We start from the raw sequence: 20,054 nt of genomic DNA on the forward strand, positions 1-20,054 counted from the left end.
GCGCGCGCTCGAACCGTTTCCCGCACAGGCGCGACCAATCGGCGGTAACGTGGCTTTGCTTTCGGCAAGGCCCGCCGCCATGATGCGCCGTGACTTGCGAGTGGCGCTGCGATTTGAGTTACCCAGGTTCGTCACATGATGTTGCCGGCAATCGTCGTGTCTCGTGTTGCGCTGGTCGGGAGACTCGCGAACAAGCTGGCCATGAGTCCGTCACCATTTTTACGCACATTCGAATCCAGGCGGCATTCGTCCGTGCAGGGGAGTTGTCCATGATTGGTCTGGTTCGCGCCGTTAGTGTCTGCGCCACGCTGGCGTTCGGCCTCGTCTCGGCTCACGCGGCCGACAAGGCTTTCCGGCGGGATGAACTGGTGGATTCCGCGATCAAGCTCGAGGCGCAGATCAAGAAGGAGGCCGGACCCATCGCCAAGAGCGCGGCAACACTGCGCACCGATGCGGACGCCGCCTTTAAACGCTCCGATTTCCGCGCCGGTCTGCAGACGCTTGGCCAGATCGTGGCGATTGCGCCCGATGACAGCGCCAACTGGCTGCGGCTCGCCAAGACGATCTTCCAGATCCGCCCGGCAACCTCGTCCGAAACCACCTTCCTGCGCGAGCGCGCCGCGACCGCGGCCTACATCGCCTATCAGCGGGCAGGTAATGCCGGCGAGGAGGCCGAGGCGCTGGCCGTGCTCGGCCGAGCCATGGAAGAACGCAGACTGTGGCGCCCGGCGCTGGACGCGCTACGCCTGTCGCTCGAGATGCGCGAGGTCGCCGATGTGCGCGGCCAATACGAGAAGCTGCGCGACGATCACGGCTTCCGGCTGCTCGATTACACAGTGGACTCTGATTCCGCCTCGCCGCGGGCCTGTTTCCAGTTCTCCGAGGAGCTCGCCAAGCGGGTGGATTTCGCGCCGTTCCTGGCGCTGGCCGGCAGCGACAAGCCGGCACTGACCTCCGACGAGAAGCAGCTCTGCGTCGAAGGCCTCAAGCATGGCGAGCGCTACAACATCAACCTGCGCGCCGGCCTGCCGTCGACGGTGAAGGAGAGTCTGCCGAAATCGGCCGAGTTCAACATCTATGTGCGCGACCGCAAGCCGTTCGTGCGTTTCACCGGCCGCGCCTATGTGCTGCCGCGCACAGGCCAGCAGGGCATCCCCGTGGTCTCGGTCAACACCCAGGCGGTCACCGTCAATGTGTTCCGGATCGGCGATCGCAACCTGATCAACACTGTCATCGGCAGCGACTTCCAGACGGCGCTGAGCAAGTACCAGCTTGAAAGCCTCGGCGACGAGCGAGGCGTGAAGGTCTGGACCGGCGAACTGGCGACGGCGTCCACGTTGAACGCCGACGTTACCACGGCATTCCCGGTCGATCAGGCGATCGGTGAGTTGCAGCCTGGCGTCTATGTGATGACCGCGGCGGCCAAGGGACCGGGGTCCGGCGGCAGCGATGACGATGGCTCGCTGGCGACCCAGTGGTTCATCGTCTCGGATCTGGGCCTGACCGCCTTCTCCGGCAATGACGGGATTCATGTGTTCGTCAATTCGCTGGCCTCGACCGATCCGATGGCCAAGGCAGACGTGCGCCTCGTCGCGCGCAATAACGAAATTCTCGCGACCAGGAAGACCGACGACTCCGGCCATGTGCTGTTCGAAGCGGGCCTCGCGAAGGGCGAGGGCAGTCTGTCGCCGGCGATGCTCACGGTTACCGGCGACAAGAATGACTATGCGTTTCTGAGTCTCAAATCGAACGCCTTCGATCTCAGTGATCGCGGCGTCTCGGGCCGGGCTGTTCCTGCCGGCGCAGACGCCTTCGTCTATGCCGAACGCGGCGTCTATCGCTCCGGCGAGACGGTCTATCTCACCGCGCTGTTGCGCGACGGGCAGGGCAATGCGGTGACCTCTGGGCCGATGACGCTCGTCGTCGAGCGCCCGGATGGCGTCGAGTTCCGCCGCGCTGTCCTGCAGGACCAAGGCGCAGGCGGTCGCAGCCTGACACTGCCACTGAATTCGGCGGTTCCAACGGGCACCTGGCGCGTTCGTGCCTTCACCGATCCGAAGGCGCCATCGGTCGGCGAGACTACCTTCATGGTCGATGATTACGTCCCGGATCGGATTGAATTTGACATATCTTCCAAGGATAAGCTGATCAAAGCTGATGCTCCTGTAGAACTTAAGGTGGATGGTCGCTTCCTCTATGGCGCGCCCGCGTCGGGCCTGCAGCTCGAAGGCGATCTGCTTGTCAGCCCTGCCGCGAACCGTCCGGGATTCGTCGGCTATCAGTTCGGCGTGGCCGACGAGGAAACCGCCAGCAATGAGCGGACGCCGATCGAAGGCCTGCCGGAGGCCGATGCCAACGGCGTCGCGACGTTCCCCGTCAGCCTCGCCAAGCCGCCGTCTTCGACCCGGCCGCAGGAGGCCCAGATATTCATCCGCATGACAGAAGCCGGCGGTCGCGCCGTCGAGCGCAAGTTTGTGCTGCCGGTTGCCCCCAGTGCACTGATGATCGGCGTGAAGCCGCTGTTCAAGGACAAGAACGTCGCCGAGGGCGACAACGCAGCCTTCGACGTGGTGGTCGTCTCGCCCGAGGGAACCTCGCTGGCCCGTAGCGGCCTGCGTTACGAATTGCTCAAGATGGAATCCCGCTACCAGTGGTATCGGCAGAATTCGTCCTGGGACTATGAGCCGGTCAAGTCGACCAAGCGCGTGGCCGATGGTGACCTCACCGTCGCCGCCAATGCTCCAGCCCGCATCTCGCTGCAGCCGCAGCCCGGCCGCTATCGTCTCGACGTGAAATCGAATGAAGCCGACGGTCCGATCACCTCGGTGCAGTTCGATGTCGGCTGGTATTCCGACGGCAGCGCCGATACGCCGGACCTGCTGGAGACCTCCATCGACAAGCCGGAATATCTGTCGGGCGACACCATGATCGTTTCGGTCAATGCCCGCACCGCCGGCCTGCTGACCATCAATGTACTTGGCGACCGCCTGCTGACCACCCAGAGCATTCAGGTCAAGGAAGGCGCATCGCAGATCAAAATTCCGGTCGGCAAGGACTGGGGCACAGGCGCTTATGTGGTGGCCACGTTGCGTCGGCCGCTTGATGCCGCCGCCAAGCGGATGCCTGGCCGTGCCATCGGTTTGAAGTGGTTCGGTATCGACAAGAAGGCGCGTACGCTCGACGTGGCACTGTCGCCGCCCGCGCTGATCCGGCCCAGCACGACGCTGAAACTGCCGGTGAAACTCGGCGGGCTCAATCCCGGTGAGGACGCCAAGATCGTCGTTGCCGCGGTCGATGTCGGTATTCTCAACCTGACCAACTACAAGCCACCGGCGCCGGATGACTATTATCTCGGCCAGCGGCGCATGACGTCGGAAATTCGCGACATCTATGGGCAGTTGATCGACGGCATGCAGGGCACCCGCGGCCAGTTGCGCACTGGCGGTGATAGCGCCGGCGCGCAGATCGAGGGCTCGCCGCCCACTCAAAAGCCGATGGCGCTGTATTCCGGCATCGTCACCGTGGCTGCCGACGGCACTGCGCAGATCGAGTTCGAGATTCCCGAATTCGCCGGCACCGCCCGCGTGATGGCCGTGGCCTGGACCGCGACCAAGCTGGGCCGCGCGACCGTGGACGTCACGGTGCGCGATCCCGTGGTCCTGACGGCGACGCTGCCGCGGTTCCTGCTGTCCGGTGACAAGGGCACGATGAGCTTCGATCTCGACAATGTCGAAGGTGCCCCCGGCGACTACACCATCGCTGTAAAGACCTCCGGCCCCGTCAAGGTGACCGGCAATCCAGCGACGACGATCAAGCTCGCGGCCAAACAGCGGACCTCGATGGCGCTGGCCATCGATGCATCCGGTGCCGGCACGGCCCAGTTCGACGTCGATATCAAGGGACCGAACGGGCTGACACTGGCACGGCACTATGTGCTCGACGTCAAGGCGGCCACGCAGGTGCTGGCGCGGCGCTCGATCCGGACGCTGGCGAAGGGCGAGAGTCTGACACTGACGTCGGATATGTTCTCCGATCTCGTATCGGGCACCGGCGGCGTCTCGCTGTCGGTCAGCCTGTCCACGGCACTTGATGCGGCGACCATCCTGAAGGCACTGGATCGCTATCCCTATGGCTGCTCCGAGCAGATCACCAGCCGCGCGATGCCGTTGCTCTATGTCAACGACCTCGCGGCCGGCGCGCATCTGGCAATGGACGCAGGTGTCGATCAGCGCATCAAGGATTCCATCGACAGACTGCTGGCGCGTCAGGGCTCGAACGGTTCGTTCGGTCTGTGGTCGGCGGGTGGCGACGATGCGTGGCTCGATGCCTACGTCACGGACTTCCTGACCCGCGCCCGCGAAAAGGGTTTTGTGGTGCCGGACGTTCTGTTCCGTGCGGCGCTGGACCGCGTCCGCAACTCGGTCGTCAATGCCGCCGAGCCGGAAAAGGACGGCGGTCGCGATCTCGCTTACGGTCTCTATGTGCTGGCCAAGAACGGCACCGCGCCCATCGGCGACCTGCGCTATCTCGCCGATACCAAGCTGAAGAACCTGGCAACGCCGATTGCCAAGTCGCAGCTGGCGGCGGCGCTGGCGCTCGTCGGTGACCGTGCCCGCGCGGAACGTGTCTATGCGGCGGCCGTCGAAAGCCTAGCGCCGAAGCCGGCGATCGAATTCGGCCGCGTCGATTATGGCTCGGCGCTCCGCGACGCTGCTGCTCTGGTCTCGCTCGCCAGCGAAGGCAATGCGCCGCGCGCAACACTGACGCAGGCGGTTCAGCGTGTCGAAGCCGCGCGCGGTCTGACGCCGTTCACCTCCACGCAGGAAAACGCGTGGTTGGTGCTGGCGTCGCGTGCGCTGGCCAAGGAAGCGAATACGCTGGCGCTGGACGTCAACGGTTCGCCGGTGAAGACCGCACTCTATCGCAGCTACAAGGCCGCGGAGATGACGGGCCAGCCGATCAAGATCACCAATACCGGCGACACGCCGGTGCAGGCGGTTGTTTCGGTTTCGGGTTCGCCGATCACGCCGGAGCCGGCCGCGTCCAACGGCTTCAAGATCGAGCGCAATTACTTCACGCTCGACGGCAAGCCTGCCGACGTCACCAAGGCGAAACAGAATGATCGCTTCGCCGTGGTGCTGAAGATCACGGAAGCCAAGCCGGAATACGGACACATCATGGTGGCCGACTATCTGCCGGCTGGTTTCGAGATCGACAATCCGCATCTGGTGTCGTCGGGTGACAGCGGCACGCTGGACTGGATCGAGGATGGCGAAGAACCTGAGAACACCGAATTCCGCGATGACCGCTTCACCGCGGCGATCGACCGGAAGAGCGACGACAAGGCGGTGTTCACCGTCGCTTACATCGTCCGCGCGGTGTCGCCCGGGAAGTACGTGCTGCCGCAGGCCTATGTGGAGGACATGTATAATCCGTCGCGCTACGGGCGGACGGGAACGGGCTCGATCGAGGTCGCGAAGGCGAAATGAGTGAGAGGCTAACAACAGAAGCGCCGTCATGCCCGGGCTTGTCCCGGGCATCCACGTCTTCTGTAACGGGTTGCCAAGGCGTGGATGGCCGGGACAAACCCGGCCATGACGTGAGTAGGGGCTGGAAGCGCACCCGGAAAACGTTGATCTCTGTGGCCGCCATTGTGGCCCTCGGAGGTCTTTCATTTGCCGCGTGGGTGGCCTCTCTTGGCCCGCTCCCCCTCGAACAAGCGCGGAAGATCTCCACCACCGTCATTGATCGCAACGGCAAGCTCCTGCGCGCCTATGCCATGTCCGATGGACGCTGGCGGCTTCCGGTTGATGCCAGGACCTCAGTCGATCCCGGTTATCTCAAGATACTGCTCGGCTATGAAGACAAGCGCTTCTACAGCCATCATGGCGTCGATCCACTGGCGCTCGGCCGCGCCGCGCTTCAACTCGTGACGCGCGGCGAGATCGTGTCGGGTGGCTCGACCATCACGATGCAACTCGCACGGTTGATCGAGCCGCGGCAGCAACGCTCGATATCGGCCAAAATCAGACAGGCCGTCCGGGCGCTGCAGATCGAGCGGCAGATGAGCAAGGATCAGATCCTTGATCTCTATCTGGCGCTGGCGCCGTTCGGCGGCAATCTCGAAGGTCTTCGCGCCGCGTCGATCGCCTATTTCGGCAAGGAGCCGAAGCGACTGTCGCTGGCGGAATCCGCATTGCTCGTAGCGCTGCCGCAATCGCCGGAACATCGCAGGCTTGATCGCCATCCCGGCAATGCCCGCGTGGCGCGCGACCGCGTGCTCGAGCGCATGGTCGGCGAGGGCAGAGTGTCGGCTGCCGATGCCATGCAGGCGAAATCCGTCAGCGTCCCGAAGTTGCGCAAGCCAATGCCGATCCTGGCGCCGCATTCCGCGGATCAGGCGACGTCGCTGCACAAGGACCGCCCCATTATCAAGCTGGCGCTTGATGCCGGCATCCAGCGTGTACTTGAAGGTCTCGCGCATGACCGCGCGGCGGCGCTGGGCAACAATATCTCCATCGGCATCATCGCAGTCGACAACGAGAGCGGCGACGTGCTCGCCCATGTCGGTTCGCCCGACTATTTCGACGATCGCCGCGCCGGGCAGGTCGATATGACCCGCGCGGTGCGCTCGCCTGGCTCGACGTTGAAGCCGTTCATCTACGGCCTCGCCTTTGAAGATGGCTTCGTGCATCCGGAAAGCCTGATCGAGGATCGGCCGGTGCGTTTCGGTAGCTACGCGCCGGAGAATTTCGACATGAGCTTCCAGGGCACCGTGCCGGTGCGCAAGGCGCTGCAGCTTTCGCTGAATGTCCCTGCCATTGCGCTGCTCGATCGTGTCGGCGCATCGCGGCTGTCGTCGCGCCTCAAACAAGCGGGCGGCAATCTGATGCTACCACCGGGTGAGGCGCCGGGTCTCGCCATGGGCCTCGGCGGCGTCGGCATCACGCTGCAGGACCTCGTCCAGCTCTATACGGGCGTGGCGCGGCTCGGCAGCTCGAAGCCGCTGCGGGAAATCATGCAGGCCAATGGGGGCGACGATCGCGAGCCATTGCGGCTGATGGACCCGGTCGCGGCCTGGCAGGTCGGCAATGTCCTGATCGGCACGCCGCCGCCGGAGAATGCCGCGCATAACCGGATCGCGTTCAAGACCGGCACCAGTTACGGCTATCGCGACGCCTGGTCGGTCGGTTTCGACGGACGCATGACCATCGGCGTCTGGGTCGGCCGACCCGATGGCGCGCCGGTGCCCGGCCTGGTCGGTCGCACGGCCGCGGCTCCGATCCTGTTCGATGCCTTTGCCCGGACCGGCAAGCTGCCGGCTCCGTTGCCAAAGCCGCCCAAGGGCGTGCTGATGGCCAGCAATGCAAAATTGCCGCTGCCACTGCGCCGGTTCCGCCCGGTCGGCGAATTGATCCGGACCGGCAGCGATCAGGCCCTGCACATCCAGTTCCCGCTGAACGGTTCCCGGATCGATGCCAGTGGCGGCGAGGGGAAGCTTTTGGCCGTGCCGGTCAAGGTGGCCGGCGGGGTTCTGCCCATGACCGTTCTGGTCAACGGCATGGCCGCCGGGGAACTCGACAGCCGGCGCCAGCGGCTGGTTGATCCGCCTGGTCCGGGCTTCGTCCGGCTGACGGTTATGGACGCCATGGGCACCGCAGACACAGTTGTGGTCAGAATCCAATAAGCGCGGGCTAACTGGTTGTCCGGTCGGCGGTTTCAGCGTATGCGACAGGCATGGCCGAGACCTATCCAAGACCCCGATTTGGCGCCCCGCGTGAGCCGAAAACCCGTGTTGATCCGGGCAGCAGACTGGTGCGTGTGCTTGATTTCGTCAGCTCCGGCCATGCTCGTGTGGTCGCTTTCCTGACGATTTGCGGGTTCCTGTTTTTTCTGCCGGGCTTCTTCACCATCCCGCCGATCGACCGCGACGAAGCCCGCTTCGCGCAGGCGACCAAGCAGATGGTCGAGACCGGCGATTTTGTCGACATCCGGTTCCAGGACGAGGTCCGCTACAAGAAGCCGGTCGGCATCTACTGGATGCAGGCGACCGTGGTCGAGACCGCCGAGGCGCTGGGCTTGCAGAACGCCGAAGTCCGCATCTGGCTCTATCGGGTGCCATCGCTGATCGGCGCCATTGGTGCAGTGCTGCTGACCTACTGGACCGCGCTGGCCTTCCTGACGCGGCGCGGCGCCGTATTAGCGGCGTTGATCATGTGCAGTTCGGTGCTGCTCAACGTCGAGGCCCGGCTTGCCAAGACCGACGCCATGCTGCTGCTGACGGTCATTGCCGTGATGGGTGCGATGGCGCGGATTTATCTGGCGTGGCAGCGCGGCGAGGAGGCCGACAAGGCCCGCTGGCAGGAGCCGGTGGTGTTCTGGACGGCGATGGCGATCAGCATTCTCGTCAAGGGACCGCTGATCCTGATGTTCGTAGGGCTGACGATCATTGCACTGGCGATCATGGATCGCTCGGTCGGGTGGCTGTGGCGATTACGGCCGCTGGTTGGCGTCGTCTGGATGCTATTGCTGGTGCTGCCGTGGTTTGTCGCGATCTTCCTGAAGTCGGGGCAAGCGTTCTTCTCCAATTCGCTCGGCGGCGACATGTTGAGCAAACTGGCAGCGCAGGAATCCCACGGCGCGCCTCCGGGCATGTATTTCCTGCTGTTCTGGATCACCTTCTGGCCCGGGGCACCGCTGGCCGGTATGGCCACCCCGGCGATCTGGCGCGCGCGACGCGAGCCTGGTGCACAATATCTGCTGGCTTGGCTGATCCCGTCCTGGATCGTGTTCGAAGTCGTGATGACGAAGTTGCCGCATTACGTGCTGCCGCTCTATCCGGCGATCGCCATCCTTGTCATCGGTGCGCTTGAGCGCCAGGTGCTGGCGCGCAATTGGCTGGCGCGCGGCGCGGCCTGGTGGTTCGCGATCCCGGCGCTGACCGCTGTGGTCGCCGAGATCGGTGCCGTCGCGATCGTCCGCCATCCGGTGTTTCTGGCCTGGCCATTTGCCGCCGCGGCACTGGTCTTCGGCCTCTTTGCCTGGTGGCTGTATGATAACGCCCGCGCAGAACGCTCGTTGCTCAATGCAGTTGTGGCCTCACTGTTCATGAGCGCCGCCTTTTACGGCGTGCTGCTGCCGTCGCTCCGGCCGCTGTTTCCAAGCGTGCAGATCGCACGTGCGCTGCGTAACGTGGTCTGCGTCGGTCCCAAGGCTGCGGCAGCGGGATATCACGAGCCGAGCTTGGTGTTCATGACCGGCACATCCACACAGCTCACTGATGGTGCCGGCGCCGCGGATTTCCTCGGGCAGGGCAGCTGTCGCTTTGCGCTTGTCGAATTGCGTTCGGAGCGCCAGTTCGCCATGCGCGCCGAGGCCATCGGCCTTCGCTACAACATGGCGACCCGTATCGACGGCTATAACTTCTCGCAGGGCAAAGCGATTTCGGTGGCAATCTATCGCTCCGAAGGGACCGAGTGATGGTAGCCCCGGACAAATCGCAGCCACAGACCTATCTGTCGCAACTCACGGTGCTGCTCTGGCAGTCGTTCGCGCAGCTCGTTCGTGCACCGTCGCATTCGCGGCGTGCCGAAGCCGCGCGTTACTGGGCGCGCCGTTCGCTGATGCTTGGCGCCGTGACCGCCGTAATCATCATCGCGCTGATGTTCATCGTCGATGCCACCGAGATCGGCTTGATGCCGGCGCGCGGCACGGCCGGCCTGTGGCCGCTGCGTATTTTTACGGATTTTGGCAAGGACGAGTATGTCCTGCTGGCGTTGTTCGCGCTCATGATTGTGCTGGCCCTGCTGACGCCACTGCGGCACGGCACGTCACGCGCCGTACTTGTCAGCTTCGGCACGCGCATTCAGTACATCTTTCTGTCGGTTGCGCTGTCGGTCTTCGTGGCTGAAATCATCAAAGGCATGCTCGGCCGTGGCCGGCCTTTTGTCAGCGGCGCGGCGGATCCCTTCCACTTTTCGCATTTCGCCTGGACGCCGGCCTATGCCAGTTTCCCGTCGGGCCATGCGACCACCAGTTTTGCGCTGGCCTTCGCGGTCGCTGCGCTCTGGCCGCGGCTGCGCACGGTGATGATCGTCTATGCGGTCGCCATCTGTGCCAGTCGGCTCGTCCTGCTGGCGCATCATGCCAGTGACGTGGTCGGCGGCGGGCTGGTCGGCTGGATCGGCGCCATGAGCGTGCGATACTGGTTTGCGGCCCGGCATCTTGCCTTCACCATCCACCAGGACGGTACGATCGACCCGCTGCCAGGGCCGTCCGCAGGCCATCTCAAAAGGGTTGCCCGCGGGACCGCGGCCCCATAATAAGCGGTCTTCGTTCGGCTGGCTGCGACAAGTTCCCGCAGGCTGGCCTTGCGAAAATCTGCTTCCAACCATGAGCTCCGATTTGTCCGCTCCCGAAGCTGCCCCCGTCGACGTCTCTATTGTCGTGCCCGTGCGCAACGAGCAGGACAATGTCGCGCCTTTGATCGCCGAGATCACGGCTGCGCTCGATAGCCGTTGGCCCTATGAGATCATCTACGTCAATGACGGCTCCACCGACGCGACGCCAGCACGGCTCGCCGAACTGATGCAGACGCGCGCCAATCTGCGCCGCATCGATCACGCCGCATCATCGGGCCAGTCGGCCGCCGTGCGTACAGGCGTGCGCAACGCCCGCGGCGCCATCGTGGCCACGCTGGATGGCGATGGTCAGAACAATCCGGCATTCCTGCCCAACCTGATTTCGGCCATTCAGGATGGCGGCGGTCGCGTTGGTCTCGCCGCCGGGCAGCGTGTTGGCCGCAAGGATACCGGCTTCAAGAAAGCCCAATCGAAGATCGCCAATGCAGTGCGCAACGCGATCCTGAAGGACGGTACCCGCGATACCGGCTGCGGTCTGAAGGCATTCCGCCGCGATGTGTTCTTGTCGATGCCTTATTTCGATGGTTTGCATCGCTTCCTTCCGGCGCTCGTGCGTCGCGAGGGCTTCGACATCGCCTATGTCGATGTCACCGATCGGCCTCGCCATTCCGGTGTGTCCAATTACGGATTTTTCGACCGACTCTGGATCGGGATCATGGATCTCGCCGGCGTCTGGTGGCTGATCCGCCGCAAGCGTACGACGCCGGTCGCAACCGAGTTCAAATAAATGCTGATTCAATACGGTCAGGCGCTTGGCGACTATATTTACGACGTCTTCGTCGCGAAGTTCGATTTCTGGCTTGCCTTTGGCCTGATCGCGCAACTGCTCTTTACCGCGCGCTTCCTCGTGCAGTGGATCTCCAGCGAACGTGCCGGGCAGAGCGTGGTGCCTATGGCCTTCTGGTTCTTCTCCATGGCCGGCGGGTTCATGACGCTGATCTACGGAATCGCCAAGCGCGAGCCAGTGATCATCCTCGGTCAGGCTTTTGCCACCGTAATCTATGTCCGCAACATCATGCTGATAATCAAGAACCGCGGCAGCGGATCAAAGACGCTCGATAGCTGAGCGTCTTTGTCTGGCGACCCCGCCGATTAGAGCGCCGCGTTGAACGCCGCCAAGCCTCGCTCCAGATCAGCCTTCAGATCATCGACGCTTTCCAGCCCGATATGAAACCGCAATGCCGGGCCGCCGGGCGCCCACTTGGTCGCACTGCGATAGTCCGAGCAGTCGAACGGGATGACGAGGCTCTCGAAGCCGCCCCAAGAGTAGCCCATGCCGAACAGCTTGACGGTGTCGAGTAGGGCATCGACGGCTTTTTGCGACGACGGCTTCAGGATGATGCTGAACAGACCGGATGCGCCTGTGAAGTCGCGCTTCCAGATGGCGTGGCCGGGATGGCTGGGCAAAGCGGGATGCAGCACCTTCAGCACTTCGGGACGGGTCTCCAGCCACTGCGCTATCCCTAGCGCCGAGCGCTGATGATGCGCGAGCCGCACCGACATCGTGCGTAGTCCGCGCAGCGCGAGGAAGACGTCGTCCGGGCCTGCACATGTCCCGAGCAGCCTGATTCCTTCGCTGATCAGCGGCCACGCTGCGTCATTGGTGGAGATGGTGCCGAACATGATGTCCGAGTGGCCGCCGATATATTTGGTCGCCGCCTGGATGCTGATATCGACGCCTTGTTCGAGCGAGCGATGATAGAGCGGCGTGGCCCAGGTGTTGTCGTCGAGCACCAGAGCGCCGCGCGCATGCGCTATGCCGGCAATGAGAGGCACATCTGGCATTTCGAATGATTGCGAGCCCGGCGCTTCGATCAGGACGGCGCGAGTATTCGGCTTGAACAGCGCTTCGATGCCCGCGCCGATCAGCGGATCGAAATAGGTGGTCTCGATGCCGTAGCGTGCCAGCATGCCGTTGCAGAAATTGCGTGTCGGCCGATAGGCGCTGTCGCTGACAAGGAGATGATCGCCGGCCTTGAGCACTGAGAGCAGGGCAGTCGAGATCGCGGCGAGGCCCGACGGCACGAGTCCCACGCCGGCACATTGCGGGCCTTCCAGCGCCATCAGTGCTTCCTGCAATGCCTTGGTGGTGGGCGTGCCATGGCGCCCATACTGAAACTCGCCGCGATGCGCGTGGAGGTCGTCGGCGGTCGGATACAGCACCGTGGAGCCGCGCACGACCGGCGGATTAACGAAGCCCCTCTGCGATTTGGTGTCGCGGCCGGCGGTGACGATCACGGTGTCCGTGTCGAGCGAGGTGGTGCCGTGATTGTCGTTCGAAGCTGTCATAATGGGGCCGCCAGTCTGCAGGTGTTGCGCGGCCATTGGCATCTCGGGCGCCGAATGGCTGGTTCCGTCACTAAGAGGACACGGAAGATGGCCGTCAACCCCTTGACCCGGCTGGCTGATCGTTCTCTGTTGCGGACCTCGGCGATCCCCCGCGACCCGTTGAGGGGCATGCCGCGAAATCTGCGATTTCCTGCTGATTCGTCCGGTCTTTTTAGATCGTCTCTGCTGTAGTTCGCCTTTCCGGTCGGGCAATTCAGGGCTATGGAACTGATCCGTAGGCTCGTCATTCAATTCTTTGCGTCGACCGAGCGTCCTGACGTCCCCAAAGAGGCCTTACATGAAACGCGCAACCCTGATGCTCTCTATCGCTCTTGCCGCTGGTCTGACCGCGCAAGGCGCATCTGCGCAGACGCTCAAGACGGTGAAGGACCGCGGCATGCTGTCCTGCGGCGTCACCCAGGGCCTGCCGGGCTTCTCGGCGCCGGATGACAAGGGCAATTGGGTAGGCTTCGACGTCGACCTGTGCCGCGGCATCGCGGCGGCGATCTTCAACGATGCCACCAAGGTGAAATATGTGCCGCTCTCGGCGAAGGATCGCTTTACTGCTTTGCAGTCCGGCGAGATCGACGTGCTGTCGCGCAATACGACCTGGACGCTGTCGCGCGATACGTCGCTTGGCGTAAACTTCGCCGGCATCAATTACTATGACGGCCAGGGCTTTCTGGTTCGCAAGGCGCTCAAGGTGAACTCGGCGCTCGAACTCAACAGCGCCTCGATCTGCCTGCAGACCGGCACCACCAACGAGCAGAATGTTGCCGACTACTTCAAGGGCAACAACATGAAGTATGAGGTAATCGCGTTCTCGACCGCCGACGAAACCATCAAGGCCTATGAGTCGGGCCGCTGCGACGTCTTCACCGCTGATCTCTCGCAACTTTATGCGGAACGCCTGAAGCTCACCGTGCCTGCCGATCACGCGGTGTTACCTGAAGTGATCTCCAAGGAGCCGCTCGGCCCGCTGGTACGCCATGGCGACGATCAGTGGCTGGACGTGGTGCGCTGGACGCTGTTCGCCATGATCAATGCGGAGGAGCTCGGCATCACGCAGAAGAACGTCGATGAACAGGCAAAATCCGACAAGCCGGAGCTGAAGCGTATCTTCGGCACCGACGGCAATCTCGGCGAAACGCTGGGCCTCACCAAGGACTGGTTCGCACGCATTATCAAGGCGACGGGTAATTACGGTGAGGTGTTCGACCGTAATGTCGGCGCAGGCTCCAAGCTCGGGATCTCGCGCGGGCTGAATCAGCTCTGGAACAAGGGCGGCATCCAATACGCACCGCCGATCCGCTGAGCGCATCATCGCTCGTGGCGACATCGACCGAAGCCAGAAAACCGCCGCTGCAGCTCGCTGCGAAATTGCGACGCGTGCTGGGCGGGCAGGCGGGCTGGAGCGGCTTTGTGCTCCAGGTCGTGTTTGTCGCGGCCCTTGTCTGGATCGGCTATGAGATCGTCGAGAATGCGCGCAGCAATCTGGCCGCGCAGAAGATCGCATCCGGCTTCGGTTTCCTGTCAAATACTGCGGGCTTCGCCGTCAGTCAGGCGCTGATCCCGTATTCTGAATCCGATACCTATCTGCAGGTGTTCTTCGTCGGCCTCGTGAACACGCTGGTCGTGTCGTTGATCGGCATCTTCTTTGCGACCATCATAGGCTTCATCGTCGGGCTCGGTCGGATGTCGCCGAACTGGCTGCTGGCGCGCATCGCCGGCGGCTACGTCGAACTGATCCGTAACCTGCCGCTGCTGTTCCAGATACTGTTCTGGTATCTCGCCGTGCTCGCGAGCTTGCCGCAGCCGCGGCAGAGCATCTCGCTGCTGGACAGTTTCTTTCTCAGCAATCGTGGCTTTGGATTACCGAAGCCGATTGGGACGGAGGCTTTCACCGCGTTCGCGATCGCCGTGGTCGTTGCGATCATCGCTGCGCTGGTGTTGCGTGTTTATGCGCGACAGCAGCTCTTCGCCAAGGGGCGTGTGATATCCGTCTGGCCGATCGCCTTGGGCTTGCTGGTCGGCTTGCCACTTCTGACGGCGCTCGTGCTCGGCAAGCCCGTGACATTCGAGTATCCGGTGCTGAGAGGTTTTAATTTCTCAGGCGGCCTGCGTGTGCTGCCAGAATTCGTCGCGCTGACACTGGCGCTCTCGACCTACACCGCCGCCTTCATCGCCGAGATCGTGCGTGCCGGAGTCCAGTCGGTGCATAAGGGACAGACCGAAGCGGGCGCATCGCTTGGACTTAGCCGGGGTGCGACGCTCCGACTGATCGTGGTGCCGCAGGCGATGCGCGTGATCCTGCCGCCACTCACCAACCAGTATCTCAACCTCACCAAGAATTCGTCGCTGGCCGTCGCCATCGGCTATCCAGACCTCGTTTCGGTGTTTGCCGGCACCACGATGAGCCAGACCGGGCAGGCCATCGAGATCATCGCCATCACCATGGCGGTCTATCTCGTGATTTCGCTGATCACGAGCGCCATCATGAGCGTCTATGGCTGGCGTATCTCACGGAGCATGGGCGCATGAGCGATACCAGCTTCGTTGCAAAAGGACTGATTGTGGAGCGCGCCGCGCCAGTGCGCAGCTCGGGTTTTATCGGCTTTGTGCAGACACGGCTGCTGAATTCGCCGACCAATATTTTGCTGACTGTCGTCAGCCTGTTGCTGCTGTGGTTCACCATTGTCCCCACGGTCAAATTCCTGCTGATCGACGCCGTCTGGCATGGGCAGGACCGCACGGCGTGCCTGCCGGAAAACGTTGACCACGCCGTTGGCGCCTGCTGGCCGTTCGTGCAGGCCAAGTTCATGCAGTTCATCTACGGCTTTTATCCCGAGCCGGAACGCTGGCGCGTCAACCTGACATTCCTGCTCGGTGCGCTGCTACTTCTGCCGCTCCTGATCCCGCCTCTGCCCGCGAAGAGCGTGAATGCTGGACTGTTCTTCCTCGCATTCCCCGTCGTGGCGTTCTTCCTGCTGTATGGCGGTGGCATCAATGGCTTCGGCATCAGTTGGGCCGCAGATTGTCTGTCGACCTTCGCGGTCCACTTTATGGATATTGGCCGCTGGCTTCGGGGTGTGGGTCTTCTGTCCGATGTTACTGTCATCGGTTACCCACTCACGCTGATTGGCAACGGCATCGTGGCATTCGGAGAGGGTCTGCAGCTCGTCGCGCTGCCGTTCGACTGGCTGCGCAACGAAGGCGTCAACCGGGGTGAACCCGTCTGGTTCGAACTGGCGGCAACAACGATTATCGTTTCGCTGCTTGTCTTCCTGTCGAATGGCCATGTTCGCAACGGCTGGCGCGTGCTTGCCAACACGATCTCCATCTTTATTGGCATCGCCGTCGTCATCGCCTTGCTGCGGCTCGATCGCGGCGGATTGCCGATTGTCGATACGCGGCTGTGGGGCGGATTACTGGTGACGCTGGTGGTGTCGATCACCGGCATCGTGACGTCGATGCCAGTTGGTATCGCGCTTGCACTCGGCCGCCGTTCCACCATTCCGCTGATCCGTCTGTTCTCAATCGCCTTCATCGAATTCTGGCGCGGCGTGCCGCTGATCACCGTATTGTTCTTTGCGACCTATATGCTACCGCTGTTCCTGCCTGGCAATTTCACTGTCGATGGTTTGGTGCGTGCGCTGATCGGCATCGCGCTGTTTGCCGGCGCCTACAATGCCGAGGTGATCCGCGGCGGACTGCAGGCAATCCCGCGCGGGCAGGCGGAGGCGGCTAGTGCGCTGGGCCTGTCCCACTGGAAGACCACGCGTCTGGTGGTGATGCCGCAGGCGCTGCGCCACGTCATTCCCGGCCTCGTCAACAGCTTCATCGCGCTGCTGAAGGATACATCGCTGGTGTCCATCGTCGCGCTATTCGATCTGCTCGGTCAGCTCCGCGCATCCTTTGCCGATCCGAACTGGTCGACGCCAACGACCTTGTTCACCGGCTTTGCCTTCACCGGCATCATGTATTTCGTGATGTGCTTTGGCATCTCGCGCTATTCGCTATTCGTCGAGCATCGGCTCAATGTGCATCGACGGAGTTGAGGTGACATGTCCGTATCCGTGAATCCCATCGTCTCGGTTGCCGGCCTCAACAAATGGTTCGGCGATTTCCACGTGCTGCGCGACATCGATCTTGCGGTCGGTCGCGGCGAGCGCATCGTGATCTGCGGGCCGTCAGGCTCGGGCAAATCGACGCTGATCCGCTGCATCAATGCACTGGAGGAGTTTCAGGAAGGCCGCATCACCGTCGACGGCATCGAACTCGGTCCCAACCTGCGCCGCGTCGACGATATCAGGCGTGACGTCGGGATGGTGTTTCAGAGCTTCAACCTGTTTCCGCATCTGACCGTGCTGGAGAACTGCACGTTGGCGCCGATCTGGGTACGGCATATGCCGAAGAAGGACGCCGATGCCGCGGCGATGAAGTATCTGGAGCGAGTGCGCATTCCGGACAAGGCCAATGCCTATCCCGGTCAGCTCTCCGGCGGCCAGCAGCAGCGTGTGGCGATCGCGCGGGCGCTGACGATGACGCCGAAAGTCATGCTGTTCGACGAGCCGACATCAGCGCTGGACCCCGAAATGGTCAAGGAAGTGCTCGACACCATGGTCGATCTCGCCGGCGAGGGCATGACCATGCTTGTGGTCACGCACGAGATGGGCTTTGCCAGGGAAGTCGCCAGCCGGGTGGTATTCATGGACGCTGGGCAGATCATCGAGGCGAATACACCGGACAAGTTCTTCGCCAATCCGCAGCACGCTCGGACGAAGCTGTTCCTGAGCCAGATTCTTCGCTGAGGCTCTGCGCCTCAGACTGTCTTGAACGGCACCGAGATATCGCTCTTGGTCTCCAGCCATGCCGGCACCGGCAGGTTCTTGCTGCGCATGAAGTCGGGATTGAACAGCTTCGACTGATAGCGGCCGCCGGAGTCGCACAGAATGGTGACGATGGTCTTGCCTGGGCCCAACTCCTTCGCGAGATGGATCGCGCCGGCGATGTTGATGCCGGTTGAGCCGCCAAGGCAGAGGCCTTCGTGCTGGAGCAGGTCATAGATCACAGCGACGGCTTCCTCGTCAGGGATCAGGAAGGCGGTGTCGACCTTCGCGGTCTCGATGACCGGCGTCACGCGGCCGATCCCGATGCCTTCCGTGATGGAATCGCCGGGCGTGGACTTGGCCTCGCCATGCTTGAACCAGTTATACATCGCAAAGCCTTCAGGATCGGCGCAGGCCGTAACGATGTTGTTGTTCTTTTCCTTCAGGTAGCGGGTTGTGCCGGCTAGCGTGCCCCCGGTGCCGACTGCCGAGATGAAGCCGTCCACCTTGCCGCCAGTCTGCTCCCAGATCTCGGGGCCCGTCGATTCGTAATGGGCTTTGGCGTTGTCGAGATTGTTCCACTGGTCGGCAAACAGAACGCCGTTCGGCTCGGTCTTGCGCAGCTGATCTGCGAGCCGTCGTCCGACATGCTGATAGTTGTTTGGATTGGCGAACGGCAGCGCCGGCACTTCGATCAGTTCGGCGCCGTTGAGCCGCAACATATCTTTCTTTTCCTGGCTCTGCGTCTCCGGGATCACGATCAGCGTGCGATAGCCACGCGCGCTCGCCACCACGGCGAGACCGATACCGGTATTGCCCGCGGTCGACTCGACAATGAGACCGCCGGGCTTCAGATCGCCGCGCTTCTCAGCTTCGAGGATCATCCATTTTCCGGCGCGGTCCTTCACCGACTGGCCGGGATTCATGAATTCGGCCTTGCCGAGAATGGTGCAGCCAGTCAGTTCGGATGCGCGTTTCAGCTTGATCAGAGGCGTGTTGCCGATCGCCGCGACGACGTCTTTGTTGAAGGTCATGGTGCTGAAATTCTTCGCTCGGGTTGTCGATCTTGTCGCGACCCTAGTGGAGGCCGCCGGGCCAGACAAGGGAAGGGTCAGGCCTCAAGATCTGGTGCCGCAGTGCGGAAAGTCCAGAGCGCGGGCTATGGGGTTTTTGCGAATACGACCTGGCGGACGTCGATATTCCCCGACAGGAAACCGGCCTCGCAATAGGCCAGGTAGTATTCCCACAACCGCCGGAACCGGTCGTCGAAACCGAGCGGCGTCAGGCTCGGCCAGGCCGCGCGGAAACTATGTCTCCAGGTCGCCAGTGTCTTGGCATAATCCAGTCCGAAAATGCGTTCCTTGATGACAGGAACGCCGTATCTGACCCCGAAGGATTTCAGGATCTCGGGCGTCGGCAGCATGCCGCCGGGAAAGACGTAGCGCTGGATGAAGTCGACCTCGCGACGATAGGTCTGGAAGAATTTGTCTTGGATCGTGATGGCCTGAATGCCCACGAGCCCGCCCGGCAGCAGACGGTCGCGCAATTGTGAGAAGTACTGCGGCCAGAACTGTTCGCCGACGGCCTCAATCATCTCGATGGAGGCGATGCGATCATACTGGCCGCGCTCGTCGCGATAGTCCTGAAACTTGATTTCGACCTGATCGTCGAGGCCCGCGTCCTGCATCCGCTTGCGGGCGAAATCGCGCTGCTCGGTCGAGATGGTGAGACCGGTGACATGCGCGCCGTAGTTCTTCGCGGCATATTCGGCAAAGCCACCCCAGCCGCAACCGATCTCAAGCACCTTCTGGCCGGGCTTGAGATCGATCGCTTCTGCAAGCCGGCGATATTTGTTGTTTTGCGCGGCGGTGAGATCCTGCGTACCGTCTTCGAAAATCGCAGACGAATAGGTCATGCTCGGATCGAGCCACGCGGAATAGAACGCGTTGCCGATGTCGTAATGCGCGTAGATGTTCTTGCGAGCTTGCCGCTTGGTGTTGCGGTTGAACCAGTGGCGAACGATCTGGACGAAGCGCATCAGCGGATTGTTGCCGAGCATCACCTGAATGAGATCGTGATTGACGCAGAACAGATACAGGAATTGCGTGAGATCCGGCGTGTCCCATTCGCGGTGTAGATAGGCTTCCGCGATGCCGATATCGCCGCCATTCAGAAGGCGCGACGCGAAAGCGTAGCTGCTGATCGTCATCTCTGCGGCGGGACCGGGTTCCATGCCGCCGAGGCGGACACGCCGGCCATCGGGCAAAGTCACGTCGAGCGTGCCCCGGCGCAGACGCGAGCCGAAACTAAGCGCGAGCCGGACGATGCGCGGCAAATCCGGCAGCGCCTTGTCGACATTTTCCGGAGTAAGAACGATCAGGTCAGACATCTGCAGATCCAAGGGAGTTCGTGGTTCTGTGTCCGCATTCAAGTCGCATGGATGGATGTGGCCGCCGCTCTTCTGTCGGACAGGATC

The 20,054-nt window shown here is 62.5% G+C and carries 13 protein-coding genes; 10 read left to right on the forward strand and 3 right to left on the reverse strand.

The window, feature by feature from the left end:
• Nucleotides 1-269: 269 nt before the first annotated feature.
• The 6 genes from AB8A33_RS12730 to AB8A33_RS12755 all read left to right on the forward strand — a co-directional run bounded on the left by AB8A33_RS12730 (nucleotide 270) and on the right by AB8A33_RS12755 (nucleotide 11,487).
• A complete protein-coding gene (locus tag AB8A33_RS12730) occupies nucleotides 270-5,489 on the forward strand; it encodes an alpha-2-macroglobulin family protein (RefSeq protein ID WP_439093117.1) in 5,220 nt (1,739 codons plus the stop codon).
• Entirely contained in the window at nucleotides 5,486-7,687 is a 2,202-nt protein-coding gene (gene pbpC, locus AB8A33_RS12735) for a penicillin-binding protein 1C (protein ID WP_439093118.1), read from the forward strand. Before AB8A33_RS12730 ends, pbpC begins: the two co-directional genes overlap by 4 nt.
• 50 nt (nucleotides 7,688-7,737) lie before the next feature.
• On the forward strand, nucleotides 7,738-9,480 hold the full coding sequence (locus AB8A33_RS12740) for an ArnT family glycosyltransferase (RefSeq protein ID WP_439093119.1): 1,743 nt from the start codon (nucleotides 7,738-7,740) through the stop codon (nucleotides 9,478-9,480).
• Nucleotides 9,480-10,322, forward strand: a complete 843-nt coding sequence (locus tag AB8A33_RS12745; protein ID WP_439093120.1) for a phosphatase PAP2 family protein — start codon at nucleotides 9,480-9,482, stop codon at nucleotides 10,320-10,322. Before AB8A33_RS12740 ends, AB8A33_RS12745 begins: the two co-directional genes overlap by 1 nt.
• Before the next feature lie 70 nt (nucleotides 10,323-10,392).
• On the forward strand, nucleotides 10,393-11,148 hold the full coding sequence (locus AB8A33_RS12750) for a glycosyltransferase family 2 protein (RefSeq protein WP_439093121.1): 756 nt from the start codon (nucleotides 10,393-10,395) through the stop codon (nucleotides 11,146-11,148).
• Nucleotides 11,149-11,487 carry a lipid-A-disaccharide synthase N-terminal domain-containing protein gene (locus AB8A33_RS12755; protein ID WP_068736456.1) on the forward strand — a complete coding sequence of 113 codons (339 nt, stop codon included), beginning with the start codon at nucleotides 11,149-11,151 and terminating at the stop codon, nucleotides 11,485-11,487.
• 26 nt (nucleotides 11,488-11,513) lie between these two features.
• Here AB8A33_RS12755 and metC read toward each other — a convergent pair whose 3' ends face one another.
• Nucleotides 11,514-12,710, reverse strand: a complete 1,197-nt coding sequence (gene metC / locus AB8A33_RS12760) for a cystathionine beta-lyase (protein WP_439095924.1) — start codon at nucleotides 12,708-12,710, stop codon at nucleotides 11,514-11,516.
• Nucleotides 12,711-13,047: 337 nt separating this feature from the next.
• Here metC and AB8A33_RS12765 point away from each other — a divergent pair, with 337 nt between their 5' ends.
• The 4 genes from AB8A33_RS12765 to AB8A33_RS12780 are packed head-to-tail and all read left to right on the forward strand — an operon-like array spanning nucleotide 13,048 to nucleotide 17,560.
• Nucleotides 13,048-14,064 carry an amino acid ABC transporter substrate-binding protein gene (locus AB8A33_RS12765; RefSeq protein ID WP_439093122.1) on the forward strand — a complete coding sequence of 339 codons (1,017 nt, stop codon included), beginning with the start codon at nucleotides 13,048-13,050 and terminating at the stop codon, nucleotides 14,062-14,064.
• A 14-nt stretch (nucleotides 14,065-14,078) separates the two neighbouring features.
• A complete protein-coding gene (locus tag AB8A33_RS12770; protein WP_439093123.1) occupies nucleotides 14,079-15,290 on the forward strand; it encodes an amino acid ABC transporter permease in 1,212 nt (403 codons plus the stop codon).
• A complete protein-coding gene (locus AB8A33_RS12775) occupies nucleotides 15,287-16,807 on the forward strand; it encodes an amino acid ABC transporter permease (RefSeq protein WP_439093124.1) in 1,521 nt (506 codons plus the stop codon). The genes AB8A33_RS12770 and AB8A33_RS12775 overlap by 4 nt, the downstream gene beginning before the upstream one ends.
• Nucleotides 16,808-16,813: 6 nt before the next feature.
• Nucleotides 16,814-17,560 carry an amino acid ABC transporter ATP-binding protein gene (locus AB8A33_RS12780; protein WP_439093125.1) on the forward strand — a complete coding sequence of 249 codons (747 nt, stop codon included), beginning with the start codon at nucleotides 16,814-16,816 and terminating at the stop codon, nucleotides 17,558-17,560.
• Between the two features lie 11 nt (nucleotides 17,561-17,571).
• On the opposite strand, the gene AB8A33_RS12785 is transcribed toward AB8A33_RS12780, so the two are convergent.
• Together AB8A33_RS12785 and AB8A33_RS12790 are read right to left on the reverse strand one after the other, a co-directional pair.
• Complete coding sequence (locus tag AB8A33_RS12785; RefSeq protein ID WP_439093126.1) at nucleotides 17,572-18,612, reverse strand: cysteine synthase A; 1,041 nt, start codon at nucleotides 18,610-18,612, stop codon at nucleotides 17,572-17,574.
• Nucleotides 18,613-18,737: 125 nt separating this feature from the next.
• Nucleotides 18,738-19,967 carry a class I SAM-dependent methyltransferase gene (locus tag AB8A33_RS12790; protein ID WP_439093127.1) on the reverse strand — a complete coding sequence of 410 codons (1,230 nt, stop codon included), beginning with the start codon at nucleotides 19,965-19,967 and terminating at the stop codon, nucleotides 18,738-18,740.
• Between the last annotated feature and the right edge of the window lie 87 nt (nucleotides 19,968-20,054).

Origin of the sequence: Tardiphaga sp. 813_E8_N1_3 (assembly GCF_051811025.1) — a bacterium.
Taxonomy (GTDB): Bacteria; Pseudomonadota; Alphaproteobacteria; order Rhizobiales; family Xanthobacteraceae; genus Tardiphaga.

What these genes read in the sequence shown, in the direction of transcription:
- AB8A33_RS12755 (WP_068736456.1), top strand. Translation starts at nt 11,149, where the DNA reads ATGCTGATTCAATACGGTCAGGCGCTTGGCGACTATATTTACGACGTC.
- pbpC (WP_439093118.1), top strand. Translation starts at nt 5,486, where the DNA reads ATGAGTGAGAGGCTAACAACAGAAGCGCCGTCATGCCCGGGCTTGTCC.
- AB8A33_RS12750 (WP_439093121.1), top strand. Translation starts at nt 10,393, where the DNA reads ATGAGCTCCGATTTGTCCGCTCCCGAAGCTGCCCCCGTCGACGTCTCT.
- AB8A33_RS12765 (WP_439093122.1), top strand. Translation starts at nt 13,048, where the DNA reads ATGAAACGCGCAACCCTGATGCTCTCTATCGCTCTTGCCGCTGGTCTG.
- AB8A33_RS12775 (WP_439093124.1), top strand. Translation starts at nt 15,287, where the DNA reads ATGAGCGATACCAGCTTCGTTGCAAAAGGACTGATTGTGGAGCGCGCC.
- AB8A33_RS12780 (WP_439093125.1), top strand. Translation starts at nt 16,814, where the DNA reads ATGTCCGTATCCGTGAATCCCATCGTCTCGGTTGCCGGCCTCAACAAA.
- metC (WP_439095924.1), bottom strand. Translation starts at nt 12,710, where the DNA reads ATGACAGCTTCGAACGACAATCACGGCACCACCTCGCTCGACACGGAC.
- AB8A33_RS12740 (WP_439093119.1), top strand. Translation starts at nt 7,738, where the DNA reads ATGGCCGAGACCTATCCAAGACCCCGATTTGGCGCCCCGCGTGAGCCG.
- AB8A33_RS12790 (WP_439093127.1), bottom strand. Translation starts at nt 19,967, where the DNA reads ATGTCTGACCTGATCGTTCTTACTCCGGAAAATGTCGACAAGGCGCTG.
- AB8A33_RS12745 (WP_439093120.1), top strand. Translation starts at nt 9,480, where the DNA reads ATGGTAGCCCCGGACAAATCGCAGCCACAGACCTATCTGTCGCAACTC.
- AB8A33_RS12730 (WP_439093117.1), top strand. Translation starts at nt 270, where the DNA reads ATGATTGGTCTGGTTCGCGCCGTTAGTGTCTGCGCCACGCTGGCGTTC.
- AB8A33_RS12785 (WP_439093126.1), bottom strand. Translation starts at nt 18,612, where the DNA reads ATGACCTTCAACAAAGACGTCGTCGCGGCGATCGGCAACACGCCTCTG.